This window comes from Vibrio sp. YIC-376 (assembly GCF_052353105.1).
Classification (GTDB): domain Bacteria; phylum Pseudomonadota; class Gammaproteobacteria; order Enterobacterales; family Vibrionaceae; genus Vibrio.
The window spans coordinates 14,665-33,306 of the sequence record NZ_JBBWFK010000014.1; the positions used below are offsets into that span (position 1 = coordinate 14,665).

The 18,642-nt window shown below is 43.5% G+C and carries 19 protein-coding genes; 10 read left to right on the forward strand and 9 right to left on the reverse strand.

Features of this window, described 5'->3' with window-relative positions; all coding sequences use genetic code 11:
- Positions 1-109: 109 nt before the first annotated feature.
- Positions 110-844, forward strand: a complete 735-nt coding sequence (locus WJM94_RS20235) for an IclR family transcriptional regulator (RefSeq protein WP_444495981.1) — start codon at positions 110-112, stop codon at positions 842-844.
- Between the two features lie 6 nt (positions 845-850).
- Positions 851-1,693 (forward strand): arginase, encoded by an 843-nt coding sequence (locus tag WJM94_RS20240; protein WP_444495982.1) that lies wholly within the window; start codon positions 851-853, stop codon positions 1,691-1,693.
- Between the two features lie 67 nt (positions 1,694-1,760).
- Here the strand turns inward: WJM94_RS20240 and WJM94_RS20245 are convergent, their stop codons facing one another.
- From WJM94_RS20245 to pcp, 3 genes are all read right to left on the reverse strand, one after another.
- On the reverse strand, positions 1,761-3,053 hold the full coding sequence (locus WJM94_RS20245; RefSeq protein WP_444495983.1) for a DEAD/DEAH box helicase: 1,293 nt from the start codon (positions 3,051-3,053) through the stop codon (positions 1,761-1,763).
- Between the two features lie 174 nt (positions 3,054-3,227).
- On the reverse strand, positions 3,228-4,214 hold the full coding sequence (locus tag WJM94_RS20250; protein WP_444495984.1) for a CobW family GTP-binding protein: 987 nt from the start codon (positions 4,212-4,214) through the stop codon (positions 3,228-3,230).
- 173 nt (positions 4,215-4,387) lie between these two features.
- A complete protein-coding gene (pcp, locus tag WJM94_RS20255) occupies positions 4,388-5,026 on the reverse strand; it encodes a pyroglutamyl-peptidase I (RefSeq protein WP_444495985.1) in 639 nt (212 codons plus the stop codon).
- A 241-nt stretch (positions 5,027-5,267) separates the two neighbouring features.
- Between pcp and WJM94_RS20260 the strand changes: the two genes are divergently transcribed.
- Both WJM94_RS20260 and trpB read left to right on the forward strand, forming a co-directional pair.
- Positions 5,268-5,516, forward strand: coding sequence for a hypothetical protein (locus WJM94_RS20260; protein ID WP_444495986.1), 249 nt, complete (start codon positions 5,268-5,270; stop codon positions 5,514-5,516).
- Between the two features lie 477 nt (positions 5,517-5,993).
- Positions 5,994-7,193, forward strand: a complete 1,200-nt coding sequence (gene trpB, locus WJM94_RS20265; protein WP_444496052.1) for a tryptophan synthase subunit beta — start codon at positions 5,994-5,996, stop codon at positions 7,191-7,193.
- A 70-nt stretch (positions 7,194-7,263) separates the two neighbouring features.
- On the opposite strand, the gene WJM94_RS20270 is transcribed toward trpB, so the two are convergent.
- Complete coding sequence (locus WJM94_RS20270; protein WP_444495987.1) at positions 7,264-7,479, reverse strand: DUF3820 family protein; 216 nt, start codon at positions 7,477-7,479, stop codon at positions 7,264-7,266.
- A 116-nt stretch (positions 7,480-7,595) separates the two neighbouring features.
- Between WJM94_RS20270 and WJM94_RS20275 the strand changes: the two genes are divergently transcribed.
- Complete coding sequence (locus WJM94_RS20275; protein WP_444495988.1) at positions 7,596-7,904, forward strand: cysteine-rich CWC family protein; 309 nt, start codon at positions 7,596-7,598, stop codon at positions 7,902-7,904.
- Positions 7,905-7,922: 18 nt separating this feature from the next.
- Here WJM94_RS20275 and WJM94_RS20280 read toward each other — a convergent pair whose 3' ends face one another.
- On the reverse strand, positions 7,923-8,267 hold the full coding sequence (locus WJM94_RS20280) for a HopJ type III effector protein (protein WP_444495989.1): 345 nt from the start codon (positions 8,265-8,267) through the stop codon (positions 7,923-7,925).
- 205 nt (positions 8,268-8,472) lie between these two features.
- On the opposite strand from WJM94_RS20280, the gene WJM94_RS20285 reads away from it, so the two are divergent.
- On the forward strand, positions 8,473-10,242 hold the full coding sequence (locus WJM94_RS20285; RefSeq protein ID WP_444495990.1) for a choice-of-anchor I family protein: 1,770 nt from the start codon (positions 8,473-8,475) through the stop codon (positions 10,240-10,242).
- Between the two features lie 125 nt (positions 10,243-10,367).
- On the opposite strand, the gene WJM94_RS20290 is transcribed toward WJM94_RS20285, so the two are convergent.
- Positions 10,368-10,709, reverse strand: a complete 342-nt coding sequence (locus tag WJM94_RS20290; RefSeq protein ID WP_444495991.1) for a 4a-hydroxytetrahydrobiopterin dehydratase — start codon at positions 10,707-10,709, stop codon at positions 10,368-10,370.
- Positions 10,699-11,493, reverse strand: coding sequence for a phenylalanine 4-monooxygenase (gene phhA / locus WJM94_RS20295; RefSeq protein WP_444495992.1), 795 nt, complete (start codon positions 11,491-11,493; stop codon positions 10,699-10,701). The genes WJM94_RS20290 and phhA overlap by 11 nt, the downstream gene beginning before the upstream one ends.
- 222 nt (positions 11,494-11,715) lie before the next feature.
- On the opposite strand from phhA, the gene WJM94_RS20300 reads away from it, so the two are divergent.
- Positions 11,716-13,689 (forward strand): acetoacetate--CoA ligase, encoded by a 1,974-nt coding sequence (locus WJM94_RS20300; protein WP_444495993.1) that lies wholly within the window; start codon positions 11,716-11,718, stop codon positions 13,687-13,689.
- Positions 13,690-13,768: 79 nt separating this feature from the next.
- Here the strand turns inward: WJM94_RS20300 and WJM94_RS20305 are convergent, their stop codons facing one another.
- Positions 13,769-14,344 carry a class I SAM-dependent DNA methyltransferase gene (locus WJM94_RS20305; protein WP_444495994.1) on the reverse strand — a complete coding sequence of 192 codons (576 nt, stop codon included), beginning with the start codon at positions 14,342-14,344 and terminating at the stop codon, positions 13,769-13,771.
- A gap of 432 nt (positions 14,345-14,776) precedes the next feature.
- On the opposite strand from WJM94_RS20305, the gene WJM94_RS20310 reads away from it, so the two are divergent.
- Positions 14,777-15,655, forward strand: coding sequence for a LysR family transcriptional regulator (locus WJM94_RS20310; protein ID WP_444495995.1), 879 nt, complete (start codon positions 14,777-14,779; stop codon positions 15,653-15,655).
- Positions 15,656-15,830: 175 nt separating this feature from the next.
- The gene (locus tag WJM94_RS20315) at positions 15,831-16,727 is read left to right on the forward strand and encodes a cation diffusion facilitator family transporter (protein ID WP_444495996.1); all 897 of its coding nucleotides are present in this window, start codon (positions 15,831-15,833) and stop codon (positions 16,725-16,727) included.
- 79 nt (positions 16,728-16,806) lie between these two features.
- Here the strand turns inward: WJM94_RS20315 and yddG are convergent, their stop codons facing one another.
- Positions 16,807-17,709: an aromatic amino acid DMT transporter YddG gene (gene yddG / locus WJM94_RS20320; RefSeq protein WP_444495997.1), complete on the reverse strand. Its 903-nt coding sequence runs from the start codon at positions 17,707-17,709 to the stop codon at positions 16,807-16,809.
- Positions 17,710-17,981: 272 nt separating this feature from the next.
- Between yddG and elbB the strand changes: the two genes are divergently transcribed.
- Complete coding sequence (elbB, locus tag WJM94_RS20325; RefSeq protein WP_444495998.1) at positions 17,982-18,632, forward strand: isoprenoid biosynthesis glyoxalase ElbB; 651 nt, start codon at positions 17,982-17,984, stop codon at positions 18,630-18,632.
- Positions 18,633-18,642 lie beyond the last annotated feature (10 nt).

The following is an 18,642-nucleotide window of genomic DNA, read 5'->3' on the forward strand; positions in this document are numbered from 1 at the left end:
GACTTGCATTTTCTCATTTAATGAGAAATGAATTCAAAAATTATTTTTATTTTCTCAGCTATTAAGAATTATATTTGTCCTAATTCATCTAACAAGTTACAACATATCCATGACAACAAACAAAGCTAATGCTAACCAGGTAAACGAAAAGGCCCTGCAATTATTAATGAAAGTCGCAGTGAGCCCATTCCCAGTATCTGCGAAAACACTAAGCGAACAATTAAACGTACCATTGAGCAGTCTTTATCGACATTTAAAACTGCTAAAAGAATGGAACTTGATTGAAGAAAGCGTTCACGATAAGACATTTGTCGTCGGGCCTGCTGCTCTGCTTTTGATGCACAGTTATGAAAGCGCTCAGCACGGTCTTGATTTGGTCGAAACGATCTTATCTCGCTTGGTACAACAAACTGGTGAAATGGCGGCCTATATGGTCCCATCTGGTTATCGAGCTCTCTGTGTCAGACAAAAAGAAAGTATGCAGGCGCTACGGTGCAGCTTCGTCCAGGGTCAAAGTCAACCCCTGCTTCGTGGCGCCTCATCCAAGGTGATGCTGGCTTACATGCCTAAAAGTCGTTGTGAGAAGATCTTACGCTATTTCAAGCAAGATCATAAACTTAATGACTGGGAACAAGAGTTCGCCACTATCCGTAAACAAGGATATGCCATTAGTACATCCGAAATTGACCCCGGTGTTTCTGGTATCAGCGCACCGGTCATGAAAGGAAGTAAGCTTGTTGGCGCTGTTTCAGTGATGGCTCCAGCACACCGTGTCGAAAAGGACAACCAGCGCATCGTTTTACACGTACTGCAGGCGGCAAGGGCACTACCACCAGAAAGGTAATTCATCATGTTGAGCTTTTTCAAACGCTATAAATTTCATCACACAACAAAAGCACCAATGCACCACTACCCTTTCTCATTTATGACGGTATGTGAGCACGTAGCTCCTATGTCGAAGGGCGCGTTTGAATTAGCAGATCAGAGCTTAGACAATGCAAGTGAATGGCTATATCAGCAACATGACCAGACAACAGCAGCTGATTGTGGTCATTTTACTCATACTAAGCTGGAGAATGGCGACTTTCAGGAAGCACTCAGTTTGTCGCTTTCGCGCCACTCTATCCCTGTGTTAGTAACGAACTGCACCGAAGCCATTTTGTCTATGCTACCTGTGGTTGTTTCGTGCCAAGATGAAGTCGGCATTGTGAGCATCGGGCATAAAATGCACTTAAAACCGACTCTTGAACCACGGGTGGGCTCTGCTTTTCATTTCGCGCTATCCAGATATCAAAACGTCCGTCTGTTTTTTGCTGGCGTAAATGAACAAGATATCAAGCAAGAGACGTGGGAATACGCCGAGGATCAAGGCTGCGATTGGGTAACAGCGCGAGAATTTACTTTCCGACACCGAAATAATGTCAAACAACAAGTGAGTAATTATCTGGATCACTGTAACCAAATTATTGTATCGGTTGACTTAGGTTCGCTTGTCGCAAAAAACAATCTTGATGGCGACATGTCGCTAGATATTCAAATGGTATTGAGAACCATCAGACTGTGTTTGGTGTCTGGCAAAGTCAAAGCTATCCAGTTGGTTGGTGATCGTGACCGTTTAGTCTATTCAAGACAAACCAAAGCGATCATAGAAGAGCTATATCAAATCGCTCCTCTGATTGATCACGCAGCTTAACTGCAAGTAAACTCAAATAAAAACGCCCTTCACGAGAAGGGCGTTTTTGATCCAATCAATGCTGACATTATTTTGTCGTGCGACGTGCTTTCAAACGCTTAACCATTGCCAGACGACGTTCCGCAGAACCTTGGTCTGTTGCTGATTGGTTTGGATTGTTACGGCGACCCTGGCGGTTTTTAAATGCAGGTTTTGAGTTCAGCTTTTCGATGTATGATTCACGTTGTTTAGGCTCGTAGCCCGCAAGCTCGATACGACGGATACGTTGCTGAATCAAGTTTTCAACCTGAACCACCGTCAGTTCTTCATCTCGGTTTACGAAAGAAACAGCGTGACCCTGCTTTCCTGCACGACCAGTACGACCAATACGGTGAACGTAGTCTTCTGCCAAGAATGGCATATCGTAGTTCACTACATGTGGCAGATCTTCAATATCCAGACCACGAGCAGCAACGTCTGTCGCCACCATCACTCGAACTTTGCCCGTTTTGAACTCTTCAAGAGCACGACGGCGAGCACTTTGCGCACGGTCACCATGACAAACGACCGCTTTGATACCATCCAGCTTAAGCTCTTTAACAACGTCATTTGCCGTTTCTTTGTAGTTCACGAACACCAACACTTGCTTCCAGTTTTTGCGACCAATCAGTTCAGAAAGCAGTTCTGTTTTGCGCTCTTGATCAACTGGGTAAAGCACGTGAGCAACAGTATGTGCAGTGGTATTCGCACGTTCTACTTCAATACGTTTTGGCTTACGCAAAATATCTTTTGCCAATAGATTTAGCTGGCTAGACGTTGTCGCAGAGAACATCATGATTTGCGGATCGGTGTCCACATCCAACATGATCTTGCGAACGGCGTGAATAAAGCCCATATCGAGGATACGATCAGCTTCGTCAAAAACCAGGAACTCCAAATTTGCAACTGACACGTTGCCTTGGTCGATGTGCTCTTCCAAACGACCTGGTGTCGCCACAAGAATATCGACACCATTTTCTAGTGCCGTCACTTGTGAAGACATTTTGCGACCACCAAAAACAGCAGTCACCGATAGATTAGTGTATTTAGTGTACGCCTTAATGTTGTCAGCAATTTGCTCAGCCAGTTCACGCGTAGGTGCCAGGATAAGTGCGCGAGCCGTTTTACGCGACGCACTACGATTACTGTCCAGCAACTGCTGAATCATAGGCAATGAGAATGCTGCAGTTTTACCAGTACCTGTCTGTGCTGTAGCGAAAATATCATGGCCTTTGCGAGCCATTGGAATCGCCTTCTGTTGAATTGGCGTTAACTTTTCATAACCGCATTCTGCCAGCGCTTTTACCACTTCTGGTGCAAAACCTTGAGATGAAAATGACATTGAGCGTATTCCTTAAACAAACCACTAAAAATAGCTTTAAAAATTCAGCCGTGCACTATACCCGAATTTAAGTGATTTATCTCACTTTTCTCTCTTTTTTCAGTTTTAGTCTCGCTTAGTAGCGAAAACGGCGAATCCTGACATGAAGACGATTCACCGTTTAGCTTCTATCTATTACAACTCAATGCCAGACAATTTTAACAAAATCTGTTCGAGGTCATCCCAAGGCAACAATTGAGAGTCAATGACTTCTAATCTCGACTCAAAGCCTTCAAGACTAATTTCATTAACTGAAACCACGGTATTGGCAACATTAAATGCGTAGCATCCACGATCCGTATTTATTACCGCTTTAACTCGTTCCGCTGTCAGAGCCGAAAGCATGGAAAATAACTGGTCAAAATCGAAGGTGTATTCGGCACCAAACAACCAGCCGCAGCTATAGTAGCCTTGCCCTATATTCTCTTTACGGATAAACGCTTCACCGGGCGGCAACTGAAATTGAGGCTCTTGGTGAGCGTGATCATGATGATGCGATTCAATATGTGAAGAGGCGCAACCATGGATTCGTTCTATATCTAAGACTTCAAGTGGTAACTCACCATCATGGATCAACTTGCTAAACACTTTCGATGGTGACTGATCCGTAATCCAGTCATTGAATACATCGATATCATGGCTAGAACACAGATCAACTTTGCTGCCTATGACTACATCCGCGCTGTCTAGTTGATCAATGAAGTTTTGATTAGACAGGTATTTTTCATTGCTTAGATTACGTGGATCCACCAATGCAATTGTCGCCTTCAGATCAACGTATGGCAGATATTGTTCAGACGTCAGCGTCGCAATCACTTGTTTTGGATGGCCCAAACCTGTTGGCTCAATGAGCAAACGGTCTGGTTTTTGACGTAGCAACGCAGTAATGCCGACAGACATAGGTACCCCAGCAGTACAACACATGCAGCCACCAGGTACCTCTTTAATTAAGGTACCTTGCTCTGTCATCAAAGCGCCGTCAATGCCAATCTCACCAAACTCATTAACCAACACAGCCCAATTTTCGTTTTCAGGCTTATTCTTTAATAGATTTAAAATCGTCGTCGTTTTACCTGCGCCCAAAAATCCCGTTAGTATGTTGGTAGGTACTCGATTTGACATGTTTTTCTCCGACGTTAGTGCTTTTATGCTATCGCAAAGTATACGGACATTGAGATGTGCTTCAATGCTTTTATCTACTGGAAGAGCAACACCTTACCCACGATTTGAAATAGAAAAAGCTTATTCAGTTAACGTAACTTCGACGCTCGAACAGAACCCAATATCAAGAGGTTTCAGCAAATCTGTCCACCAGTAACAACAATATCTGAATCATGGTTAATCGCCACTTGCGCAACCAATCTTAGTCCTTCCACTATAGTATCTAAGGCCATCGTTGGCTGATCACCCATAGGATTTTGTTCCGGTAACAGCGGAATATGCACAAAACCATGACGAACTGGCTTATCTTTGAGGTAGTGTTGTACGCCGTAAAACAGGTGATTGCATACAAACGTCCCTGCACTGTTAGAGACTTGGCAAGGAATACCTTGATCTTGCAGAGCTTGTACCACTCGTTTTATTGGCAACGTGGTGAAGTAAGCATCTGGCCCTTCTGCAACAATAGGTTCATCTATTGGTTGGTGACCACCATTGTCAGGTATTCGGAAATCATCAACGTTGATGGCAATGCGTTCTGTCGTTATCGCGGCGCGACCAGCTGCTTGCCCTACCGTTATCACGCAATCTGGCTGGTGCGTTTCTATGGCTTCTATCACTGCGTTAATAGAGTCATAACGGGTAACGGGAACATGGCAAGTGACAATAACGCCACCATCGATAGCCACTTCTTCTAACCTCTTGACTGCTTCCAAAGCGGGATTGATGGTATCTCCACCAAATGGCTCGAAACCAGTAATCAGGATTTTTTTCATTTTAGTCTTCAATCAAATCTTCAATCAAACGGACGAAATATCCAAAAATTATTACACCCCCGTGTCGCCTCTCCAAATTTTAACTCACTGTAACCTGTTTATTTGTGGGTATTATGTGACACCATTCCAACCGGAGAGTCAGTGACGGTTCTTACGCGAACTATCAGAAACTTGGTTTCTCTACTTAACTTAGGTAGAGTACGTGCCACAAAGAATCTGCACTTCGAAGAGATTGAAATTAATGAATATCGATAATCAAGTGATCGAAACCATTGAAGAGCTAGAAACATTTCTCCACCTGGTAGAAAGCGGAGCTCTTGGCCTTGAGGGTGTCACTGGCATTGCACTAGCTACGACCAACAGCGATGGCCGTCCATTTATTGCTGTTTTAGGCGAAAATCACCAACTTCTGTTGGGGCGTTGGGTATCAAAACACGTTTACGACCACGGTAAAGATATTGTTCGCAACGGCCCGAGCCGTACCCATTAAGACACACCCAATTTAGATAAGCTTGCTTACTTTAAGCAAGCTTTTTTGTACCTGCTTTCTACTTTAGTCACTAAAGAATCATCTATAACCCGTTGTTACATAATAAAATACAAACTTTGCGGCACAGTAACACTCCACTGACAAAGCACTCGGCGCGTACTCCTAATATCAAAAGCGAAAGCGGTTGTTCGTTTTCAGACTCCATCGCAGAGAACACTTTCTTGTACTCTGTTTGTCCCAAAAGATCCTTGTGACAGCATCGGATCTTTTGGGAACTTTTTCTATGCTTCTCTCAATCTGCCTGCATTCTCGAATAAAACTTTGCTACGTCGATTTTGCACTAATAAACTAGTTCACGATAACAGCATCACGATTTAAGCAACTGATCACACAATAACGGTTTGATTTTCGGTATAAATGCATAAAGACTCTCGTAAATACTAGGATGTAAAAATGGAAAACTCGTTCAACTACTCGATGCCAAACAGTGATGGATTCTTCGGCGAATATGGTGGTAGCTTTGTTCCACCAGAACTAGAACAAATTATGCGCGACATAAACTCAGCGTATGAAGAATGCTGTAAAGATCCCGAGTTCAAATCCGAATTGGCGCGCCTTTACAAACACTTTGTTGGCCGACCTAGTCCTATTTTCCATGCAGAGAATTTATCCAAAAAATACGGTGCTGATATCTATCTGAAGCGCGAAGATCTCAATCACACTGGCGCTCATAAAATCAACCACTGTCTGGGCGAAGCGATTCTCGCCAAAAAGATGGGCAAAAAGAAATTGATTGCCGAAACTGGTGCTGGTCAACACGGTGTGGCTTTAGCTACTGCCGCAGCACTTGTCGGTCTGGAGTGCGATATTTATATGGGTGAGGTCGACATTGCTAAAGAGCATCCAAACGTGGTTCGTATGAGAATCCTCGGTGCCAATGTCATTCCTGCCACTCATGGACGTAAAACGCTGAAAGAAGCGGTAGATGCTGCGTTTGAAGCCTATTTAAAAGATCCAGAAACCCAACTATACGCCATTGGCTCTGTGGTTGGTCCTCACCCATTCCCGAAAATGGTACGAGACTTCCAATCTATTATTGGTAACGAAGCGCGAGTTCAGTTTCAAGAGATGACAGGTAAATTGCCGGATAATCTCGTCGCTTGTGTCGGTGGCGGCTCAAACGCTATGGGACTATTTAGCGCATTTTTAGAAGACGAGCAGGTTGCTATTCACGGTGTTGAGCCGGCAGGTCGTTCTCTGGAAAAAGTGGGCGAACATGCGGCAACCTTGAGTCTGGGTGAGCCTGGCATCATGCATGGTTTTAAATCTTACATGCTCAAAGATGAGCAAGGTGAGCCTCAAGAAGTCTATTCAGTGGCAAGCGGTCTGGACTATCCGTCTGTTGGCCCACAGCACAGTTACCTAAAGGATATCGGACGCGTAAATTACGGTTCAATCAATGACGACGAAGCAATTGATGCATTCTTTGAGCTTTCACGAGAGGAAGGCATTATCCCTGCGATTGAGTCTTCTCACGCAGTGGCATACGCGATAAAACTTGCGAAAGAAGGCGAAACGGGTTCGATTCTTATCAACCTTTCTGGCCGCGGTGATAAAGATATCGATTTTGTTGTCGAAAATTACGGTGCGAAATACGGGATTGAATCGCTGATCTAAGCATTAGATTGCTAATTTAAAGCCACCTACAAAAACAGGTGGCTTTGCTGTATTTGGGAACCTGTTAGGCTTACATTCGTTTGAGTGGTTTTACAACGCTGTCTAAGCCTTCAATTTTCAAAGCTAAGCACAACTTGAGTAAATCCCCCAACTCGCCACTTGGCCATTCTTTTTTGTCGAACCACAGCAAATACTCCTCAGGTAAGTCAATCAGGACTCTCCCTGCGTATTTCCCATAAGGCATTTGCATTCTCGCCAGTTTTATCAGGTTTTCTTTTTCTAACATAAGTTGGATTGTGATTAACGTAATTCGTCTAAGAGTATCATTGGCGCGATCTCCCGACCAGTTTCACTTCGCTTTATGCTAAAGTAACCGCCATTCAAAAAGAGAACGAGAAATCAATGAAGTCACCTTGCCGTGCCGCATGTAAAAATAATGGCGGCATCTGTTCGGGTTGTCACCGAACAATTGAAGAGATCATCCAATGGAAGGATAAAACGGATGAACAGCGAGACAACCTAATAGATCAAATTACTGGTCGTGATTCTACCCACTCATGCCCTGAGTGCGGTACTCAGGCACACTGTGATATCGCAGCAGGAAAAGAAACGTGTTGGTGTTTCGACGTTGAGGTCAGAGATTTACCAATACCTCAGGAAGGACAGTTATGCCTTTGTCGCAAGTGTCTGGAGAACAAGCCAGTCGCTTAAACGACTGGCTCTATTTAATTATTTTGCTACAAGAGCTGGTGACTCAAACTTCACACCATCCCATCCGCTTACCATAAAGTTACGAATATTCTGATGATCATTGCTTTCTGGATGTTGTAAGACATCTTCACGGTAAAAACGACCAAAACAAGCAAGTGTTGCTTCCTTATCAAGGTTATTCAACAGGCCAAATGCAAAGATCTTGCACGAGCCGTTGTTCTCACCAGCGCCATTTTCTGTCGCACCATTTGTAAACGCAGTAGGTGTGAATTCGTAATTCGCTTCAATCACCGCTATCGTCGTTTCAAATTCAATTTGTTCTGGTGTCGACGCCACTGCATTTAAAAATTGTTGTAGTTCCATTTTAATTCCAAATCCTTATGCCATCATTCCAATGACATATTTGTTTAATAAAAAGCCAATATAAAAGTCATTAATCATACATATATTCATAGCCTTACCAAAACACACATCGATCAATGCTCCAAAATTATTCAACTATAGAAGTGAATATTTATTACAAGGCTATGCATTGAACGACATTGTACCGGATTGATAAGGAGAAATCATGACCACCCCATTCAAGGCCATCGGTGTATTAGCACTTTCCTCACTCGCCATTGCATGTTCTTCAACACCTGACAATACGTTGGCTTCCTTTAGTGCGGAGTGTAAAAGTACCATTGCACCCGTTGCCGGCGAAACCTCTGTCCACGGTTTGACGTTAATGGGGACGTCTATCGCAGATGCTCCATTTGATACTTCGGCGGCAGAAATTGTCAGCTACGACTCTTGTAGTGATAGACTTTATGTCGTTAACGCGCAGGCGAAACGTGTCGATGTCTTATCCATGGATGAAAAGGGGATCCCTACAAAATCCGCGTTCATTGATTTGAACAGTGCCGGAAACGCTGCGTCCATCGATATTGGTGCTGCAAACAGCGTCGCTGTATCCAACGGTCTTGTAGCGGTTGCAATAGAGAATAGCAACAAAACGGACAACGGCATCATTGCGCTTTATCGTTCAGATGACCTCTCTCTTATTACAACCTTCCCTGCAGGTGCGTTACCAGATATGGTCGGTTTTTCTAAAGATGGTCGTTATATTGCTACCGCCAATGAAGGCGAGCCAAACGGTGATTACAGCGTAGACCCGGAAGGCAGCGTAACGTTAGTGGATTTAAGCCAAAGCGTTACCAACGCCGAAGTCACACAAATCGGTTTTGGTGATTTTGATAATGCGCGTGCTAATGAGCTACCTGCAAACGTGCGTATCTCTGGACCAAACGCTAGCGTCGCTCAAGATCTGGAGCCTGAATACTTAACGTTTGCTGACAACGGCAAGATTTATGTGGCATTACAAGAAAATAACGCCATGGCTATCATTAACCCAGAAAGTAAATCAGTAGAAAAAATCGTCGGGTTAGGTGAGAAATCATGGTCAGAACCTAAGTTGGATGCGTCTGACAAAGACAAGATCGTCGGTAATTTTAAAAGCTACCCGCAACTGGTTGGATTGTACATGCCAGATACACTCGACAGTTACTCCGTGGATGGTAACACCTACATTGTTTCAGCCAATGAGGGCGATGGACGAGAGTATGGTTTCAAAACCACTCAGGACCGTTGTGATCAGGCGAATTTTACGTGGGATGAAGATGACTACCAAGGCACAGACGCCTACACCAGCAAAGAAGGCACGTGCTTGAGTCACTTGGATGAAGTTCGCGGCAAAAAACTAAAAGTAGCAGACGATCACCCGCTTGCTCCTGCACTGAAAGATGAGCAGCTGTTAGGCCGTTTAAAAATCATCAAACCCGCGACAACCCTATCTGCAAGCGACAATGTTCAGGCTTTTGGTACCCGATCTTTTTCAATCTGGGATGAGAACGGTGAACGTGTTTTTGACAGCGGTGATGATTTTGAAACCATCGCTTTGATTAATGAAGGAAAAAACTTCAACAGCACCAACGACAGTAATGACAGCGGTGACAATCGAAGTGACGATAAAGGCATTGAGCCCGAAGCGATCGAAGTTGCACAAATCAACGGTCGCCACTATGCATTCATAGGACTTGAACGCCAAGGTGGCATCATGGTTTACGATATTACGCAGCCTAAACAAGCCGTATTCATTCAATACATTAACAATCGCAACTACGAACAGCCAGTGTGCACACAAGTTGAAGATAATGAATGTGCTAACGATACCTACAACCCGTTAGCTGGTGATCTCGCACCTGAGTCAATTAATTACTTCACACGCAACGGCAGCCACTTTATTGCGGTAGGTAATGAGGTTTCGGGCACCACCTCTGTGTATCGTATCGAGCTGTAACGTTTATTTTTCTCCTAAGTGATTACGCCCGAATGCAAATTCGGGCGTAATTGTATCAGTCTGAGATTCCCGACTACGTACCTTTGTCGTTATCGGGAAGATACGGCAGGCTATGTTTAGGTGCTTTATTGCCCTTCGATAGCCAGAGCATCACACTTGGATGCACAGATAAAATCGTTCTTGTGTAAGCCCTTAATCGAGTGACTCCACCACGTCACCGTCACTTTGCCCCACTCCAGCAAAATCGACGGATGATGGAACTCGTCTTCAGCCAACTCAGCGATTTTGTTGCTGAACGCCCAAGCCTGCTTGAAGTTCTTAAATTTATACACTTTCTCTAACTGAGGAATCTCCTCTCTCTCAATGATCTGCCAATCAGATAGTTGCAAAAGTAGAGACTGTTGTTCTTCTTTACTAAGTGCAATGGCATCGATACTACAAGCTTCGCATTTTTGTTCATTCAACATGAGCAGGTTCCTTTGGTTCAAATAATGGTGGAAGCAATCCAGCTTCAATAGCCCTATCGGCTTGCTTCAATAAATTTAACTGGCTGATTTGATAAAGCTGTGAAAAATCATCTATGACGTAATATTTCGGTTGCATAATGTCGATGCGGTAAGGCGTTCGCAGAACGGTTTGTAAATCGAATGCTTCGCGAATCGCGATATCATTTTCCAACGCATAAATGGTTTCACCCGGGGACGAAAGAATGCCTCCTCCGTAAATCTTGGTTGTGTTGCCTTCTTTTACTAAGCCAAACTCGACAGTAAACCAGTACAAGCGAGCAAGATAAGCTCGTTGCTTAGGTGTCGCAGCTTGCCCTAACTGCCCATAATGCTCCGTAAACGCAGCAAAATCAGAGTTAGTCAGCATGGCACAGTGTCCAAATATTTCGTGGAAGAAGTCTGGTTCTTGTAAGTAATCAAACTCTTCTCGGCTACGAAGAAAAGTGGCGACAGGAAAGCGTTTATTACCTAACAGATTAAAAAATCGATCGAAATCGATCAGTGCTGGGACAGGCTCTACCTGCCAACCCGTCGTTTCCTTCAGTACTCGGTTAATCTCTGGCAGTTGTGGCACACGATCCTGAGGCAAATCCAGTAACGACAGTCCATGTAAGTACGCCTGACACGCACGATCTTGAATAACACTCATCTGTCTCGTCACTAAGTCTCGCCAAATAGCATCCTCTTCGATGCTCCATTCCACCCTTCCATCCTGATCAACGGGCTTAGAATGATACTGAGTCATGGTTATTCTCCATTAACAAATCCTTTACATTAAGCCTATCCGTACTCTTTTCTGGTTCCAATCCCTCAGCGATTTTCCCTAACTTAATTTGGTGTAACAAATTGTTTACAATAACACGTAAGGTTATGATATTACTCACATCAAACACTTAACCCCAAGTTTGACATTATTTATGAAACCTTTCAGACTTAACGTGTTATCACTTTGTTATAGAAGGAAGCTATGAGCGAGAACAACAAAGTATGGCAACCGAGCGAGAGTCGTATCAAGGAAGCCAACATCACCCAGTTTATCGAACACATAAACAGGCAAGGGAATGACATCGAAAGTTTTGCCAATCTGCATCAGTGGTCGTTGGAAAATACAGAGAAATTTTGGCAAGAAGTCTGGTTGTTTTGTGACGTGATTGGTAATCCCGGAGAAACGGTTAAAAGCCAGTCTGAAAGTAAATGGCAACAACCAGTTCCTAATCGTGACGCACTTTGGTTTCCTGATGCTCATGTAAATTATGCGGAAAACTTGCTCAGCTTCGCGTATCACAATCCTGATGATCTTGCGATTTGGTTCGAAAATGAAAGAGAAGAGCGACAAACTTACACATGGCGACAGCTATGTGAAGACGTTTCCAGCCTTCAACAGTGGCTGAGAGATTGTGGCATCAAGCAAGGTGATGTGGTTGCTGGTTACCTTCCTTATCTGCCTCAATCCGTCATTGCTATGCTGGCGACAACCAGTCTGGGTGCAACATGGACATCGACTTCCCCAGATTTTGGTGTAGAGAGTGTTTTGGAACGATTTGGGCAGGTAAAACCCAAAATCCTCTTTACCTGTGATGGTTATTCATTTAACGGCAAAATATTCGATATGGCGGACAAGAACCAGCACATAGCGGATCAGCTCGATGAATTAAAACAGGTTTGTCAAATCAGCTACCTGAAACCACACGTCTTTGAATGTGATGTTTGCACCCAAGACTGGCAAAACGTGTTAAATCAGTATGCTCCAGAGCCACTCACTTATACTCGCGTTAACTTCAATGACCCGTTGTTTGTACTCTACTCGTCCGGCACAACCGGGAAACCTAAATGCATCGTACACTCTGTCGGTGGCACGATACTCAACCACGTCAAAGAACATCAGTTACATTGTGATATTCAGCCAAATGACAGAGTATTTTATTACACAACGTGCGGCTGGATGATGTGGAACTGGCACGTGTCCACACTAGCAAGTGGAGCCTGCCTGGTTATATTTGATGGCAGTCCAATGTATCCCTCACATAAGGTACTATGGAACCTGGCAAAAAATGCGGACGTATCACTATTTGGTACATCAGCAAAATACCTCGAAGCGATAGAAAAAGCCGGTTACTCGCCGAAAGAAAACGATCCATTTCCATCGTTAAAAACTATCTGCTCAACAGGTTCAGTCCTCTACCCTGAACAATTTGATTATGTCTATCAACATCTAAAAGAAGATGTTCACCTCGCTTCCATTTCTGGGGGTACAGATATCTGTGGCTGTTTTGTATTAGGTAATCCGATATCTCCTGTTTACCGTGGTGAATGTCAGTGCGCCGGACTAGGGGTTGACGCAAAAGTCTTTAATCCACAAGGCCATCAAGTCTTGGGTGAGCGAGGCGAGTTGGTGTGTATCAATTCAATTCCTAACTTCCCTGTCAAATTCTGGAATGATACCGGAGAACGTTACCACCGAGCTTACTGGGATAAGTTCGATAATGTGTGGCACCACGGTGACGATGTAGAGTTAAACTCATCTACTGGCGGCTACATCTTTTATGGACGAAGTGACACCACCTTGAATCCCGGAGGTGTAAGGATAGGCACCGCTGAAATTTATCAGCAAGTAAACGCAATTGAAGGAATTGTGGACTCGATAGCAGTCGGGAAAGAAGTCGATCGTAACGAGCAGATTTGGCTGTTTGTTCAACTTGCAAATAGCGATAAATTAAATGATGACATGGTGGCGAAAATCAAAGCTCAGCTCAAGTCTGCCTGTTCAGCACGGCACGTTCCAAGTGAAATCTTTGCTATCAGTGATATTCCAAAAACAAGATCGGGCAAATTAGTTGAACTCGCTGTCAAACAAGTGATTAATGGCAGAGAGATAGATAATATCGGCGCCATTGCCAACGCGCAGGTTTTAGATGAAATTAAAACGCTCATTTCTGCCTAAGCAGGTTAAGCGTCTGGGTAATAACCAATAAAAAAGCGAGCCTTTGAGCTCGCTTGTTTTCTTGTGTTTTAAATTGGTCTTAACGGCGACCAGCACCCATCAATACCGACAGGGTCTGCCCATCTGATGTAATATCAAAAACAGACTTCACTTCAACATCGGTGAAACCGGCTGCGATTAGCGCGTCTTCAGATTTCGCCAACGTAACCCCTTCTTGTGCTACGTCAGATACAAAATCAAAGTGTACAAAGTAACCGCCGTGGTTTAGTAATGATTGCGAAATATTCAATGCTGTATCAATATCATCGACAAAAGCTAAAACTGAAGATGCAACCACTAAATCAAACTGTCCACGAAATGCTGGATGTTGAGCAACAAGGCCGCGCGACAATGTATCAACGACAGGCTCAACGTTAATCAGTTCTTTTTTGTCTAACTCTTCGATCATCTCTTCAGATGCATCTAGAGCCACGATATCTTTTACGATTGGTGACAATAACTGACTTAATTGCCCTGTTCCGCATCCAAAATCTAATACTTTAATGCCATCAAGCTGAGTTAACTGTTGTAGCTGTTCAAACACTGACTGAGCAAATTGCTTTGTTGCGGGATTTGATTCCCAGTTCTTTGCTAAGCCGTCCCAATCTTGTGCCATCGTGGCCTCCATGTTCACTTCTTATATCTCACATCTCACCATGTGACGCCAAAACTGCTCTAGTTAAGGTGAAGAGGATTTTGCTTGGTTATCTAACTTCAATCCCGTTCAAACTGTATAAAACACTTTGGGCGTTACACCCCAAGAAGCTTCCTTCAGATAACATCTATTCAGCGCAGATGCCGCAATAATAGGCTTATTATGATAACCAAGTCACATTACAGCCTAAGCTATTAATAGCCAATTACGACACATTGCAAAAATAAATTCGACGGGTCAACATTTTCTCGGTATAGGGTACCCCAAAACCACAAAAAGACCATAGACTTATCTGGCGAAATCACATTTTTTTCGTTAGTCTTTCACAGCATCCGGAATAGCTATGTACCTTATTCCCGCTAATTTCAAATTACTTTTCGGTCGTTTCAAATCATGAACTTAACGCAAGTAGAAGCCTTCTGTACTATCGCTGATTGTGGATCCGTATCTGAAGCCGCACGGCAATTGGACTGCAACCGAACCAAACTGAGTATGTCGATTAAATCCTTGGAAAAAGAGCTCGATGTCGAATTATTTATTCGAACAGGGAATCAACTTACGCTCTCTGAAGCCGGTAAAGCCATTTATAAAGATTGCGAATACCTATTAGTTATCGAGCAACGTATTCGAAAGACCTGCGGTCAAATGTCAGAAGGGTTCAACGCGGAAGTTTGGATCGCACGAGACGACTCATTACCTGACGATCTCTGGCAAGAACTTTCGCACACATTAAATAACCGATTCCCGTCGACCACCTTCAACTTGATCCTCGCCTCAAGTGGTGACTTGGCAAACTTGGTTAGCACTCATCAAGTAGACTTCGCTTTTGGTGTCGATTATGAGCGCGTGAACGATCCGCATATCGTCTATAACCCGCTGGGAAAAATACGAATGATGTCGGTGTGCAATACAGAACATCGACTAAGCAAAATGCGTCGTGTTTCCGACGAGGAGTTACGCAGCCAGATGCAAGCGCTGATGGTTTATTTAAATGAGAAAGATAACCCTGAATTGCAACCATTCTCGACCAGGTACATTGGGTTTTCTAGCTTCGACTACATGCTTAGCACTATTTTGGAAGAAGACGCATGGGGAGTGCTGCCAGAGCCTCTGATCCGCCACTACCTTCGCCAACAAAAGCTAGCTGTCATCAAACACACCTATGGATTAACACAAGAAGACTACTGTATGTTTTCTCCAAACGGCCAAATTGAGCACCCTGCAATAACCTGGCTAGAGGACAAACTAAGCGAATATTTATTTGACTTCTAAACACCTCACAGTGAGCGTCAATTTTAATGACACCAAAAATACAACATAACTTATTGATTTAATTTAAATAAAAACAAAAACCCTAAACATGCAATCGTAATTACTCAAATTCCAGTTGCCTTAATAGCCTTGTAGACAAAGAATATAGAGGTATAAAAACTACAAGGTATATATCATGTGTGTCAGGACAAGCAGAAGCGAAAACCATATTCTAACCATCTCAGCCCTTTTAGCATCTGGGTTTGCTGCTGGTGGTATCGTGCTTGGGCTGCTCGTTGGGTCAATTGTTATCGTTTTTGATGGTGTTTACTCTTTAGTCAGCCTACTGCTAACATTATTGTCACTGGCTGCTTCTTACTACATTAACAAACCATCGAACTCTGTATTTCCATTTGGTAAAGCAGTATTAGAGCCTATCGTTATTGCGATCAAGGCAACAGTTATTCTCGTAGTGGTGCTATTTTCTCTTTACTCTGCGATTTCTTCATTAATGTCAGGTGGTCGTGAAGTAGATGCATCTATTGCCACAATCTTTGGTGCAGTAAACATTTTAGGCTGTGCTTACGCTTGGTGGTTTATGGCCAAAAGAAGCCGTCTCTCAACATCCGGACTTATTGAAGCAGAGACGAAGCAATGGCAAATGGATACACTGTTAAGTGTGGCAGTGACTGTGGGGTTTGTAGCGGCTTGGTTAGTATCTTTATCACCGTTTGCGGAATACGCTAGATACGCTGACCCCGTAATGATGGTTCTAATGGGCTTCTACTTTTTAAAAGTACCGTTTGATATGTTATGTGGTGCACTACGCGAACTACTCATGATGGCACCAAGCAAAGAGCTATGTCAGGTGGTAGGTAATGATGTACTTGAGATAGAAAAAGTTTCAGACCACCAGCTAAAAGTTGCAGGTATAACTAAGGTTGGACAAGAGTTGCGAGTCAACATCGATCTTCATGTGGATGATGATATGCTCGAGTTAGAAACGCTAGAGCAAACACGTAAGCAACTAACAACACGCTTGTCGAAACATAGATTCAAACTTCAGCTTCAGCTAAACGTTGCACATTGCTAGATTATCGAACACCAGTAAAAAGCTCCCAAACAAGGGAGCTTTTTTGTGTTTAGCGTTGTAACTGAAGAGGAAACTTGCGCTAACCCGCAGCTTCTCGTTTTTCTTTTGTTACTAGCCAACACAAGAGAGAGCCTATTGTCACCATCACAACCCCACTCCAAAAACTCTGGCTAAGCGTAACGCCAAGAATGATTGAAGAAAATAACGCAGAAAATATAGGTGTGAAATAAGAAAGCGTTGCGAGAAATACCATATTTCCGCTGACAATAGCGATATTCCATAAGCCATAGCCACCCGCCATCAAAGCAGAAGAAGCAAACAAATAGCCGATTGCTGACCAAGAGAATGTAATATCTGGTTCATCCGTTACAGCAAACTTAACCCATAAAGAGACCGCTGTAGCGATAAAAAATAGCGTTATAGCATTGTGTTTAGATTGCTGCTTCTGGGTGAGATTGCAGTACACAGCCCAAATGACGGCACCGGTAAAGGCCATAAAGTACACTACCGGATTACCATTTACATTCGTAACGATTTGTTGCAACGATAATCCGTTATCGCCACTCACCGTCCAGGCGACACCAACAAAGGCGATAATTACCGCAGGATAAAGCAGCCAACTTGGTTTCTTATTACTACTTCGCACGGCAAATAACACTGTCAGCGCAGGCCACAGATAATTCACGATAGAAACTTCGATCGCCTGCGCACGTGAGTTTGAGTAACCGAGCGCCAAAGCAACAAATATCTCATAGCAGATGAACATCGAACCGCCTAAGATTAAATACTTAGGGGAGAAACAAGATAGTTTTGGAATACCCACCACAATCAGGAGAAAGACAGAGCTCAGAGAATACAGCATGGCTGCGCCACCGACGGGCCCAAGACTCTCAGTGACCAATCTTGCAATACCTAATAAGCAACTCCAAGAAAGAATGGCAATACAACCATAAAGTGTGAACCGAAACTGCACGGATTCCATGTGACCTACTACTCACGAATGCCAAATTAAGCGTCAGCTTAACTCATAAATAACTGGCTTCAACAGACTATTTGGTAAAAATACGTTTAAATATTATTCCGTTACGAGTTTAGAACAAATACGAAACAATTTAGCCGCATTATGCTGACACCTTGTTTCGTGCACTACTATGATGAAGAAGTAGATAGCGAAAATATAAGCGTCGAAACTCATGTTTATTCTCTAATAGAAAAGAGAAATAAATGGAAATCTCAGACTAAAGGAACTCTCAGATGAAAAAAGTCGCAGTAATCTTCAGTGGCGCTGGTGTTTACGATGGTACAGAGCTTCATGAAGCAGTATTAGCGCTCCATGCAATTGAAAAAGCAGGTGCTACGTGGCATTGCTTTGCGCCAAATATAGACCAGCTACACGTTATCAACCATCGAACTGGTGAAGAAATGGACGAAACCAGAAACGTCTTAGTTGAGTCAGCGCGTATCGCACGAGGAAAGATTGAAGATGTCGCCAAGCTGCATGTTGACGATTTTGATGCATTACTTTTACCAGGCGGTTTTGGTGCGGCAAAAAACTTAACTGACTTCGCAGTGTCTGGCGCTGAGTGCTCTATCAACACGCACGTCGCCCAAGCCTGCCGTTCATTCGCTCATGCGAACAAACCTGCGGGTTACTTATGTATCGCTCCTGTCATCATTCCGATGATTTATGAACATGGAGTGCAAGGAACCATTGGTAATGATGAAGCAACTTCGGCTGCGTTTAATCAAATGGGCGGAGAGCATATCTCGTGTACAGTCGATGAGTATGTATTTGACGAGAAACACAATGTACTTTCAACACCTGCCTATATGTTAGCGGAAAATATCTCTCAAGCTGCATCAGGTATTGAAAAGTTAGTATCAAAACTGGTCGAAATAGCTTAATTATTGATAG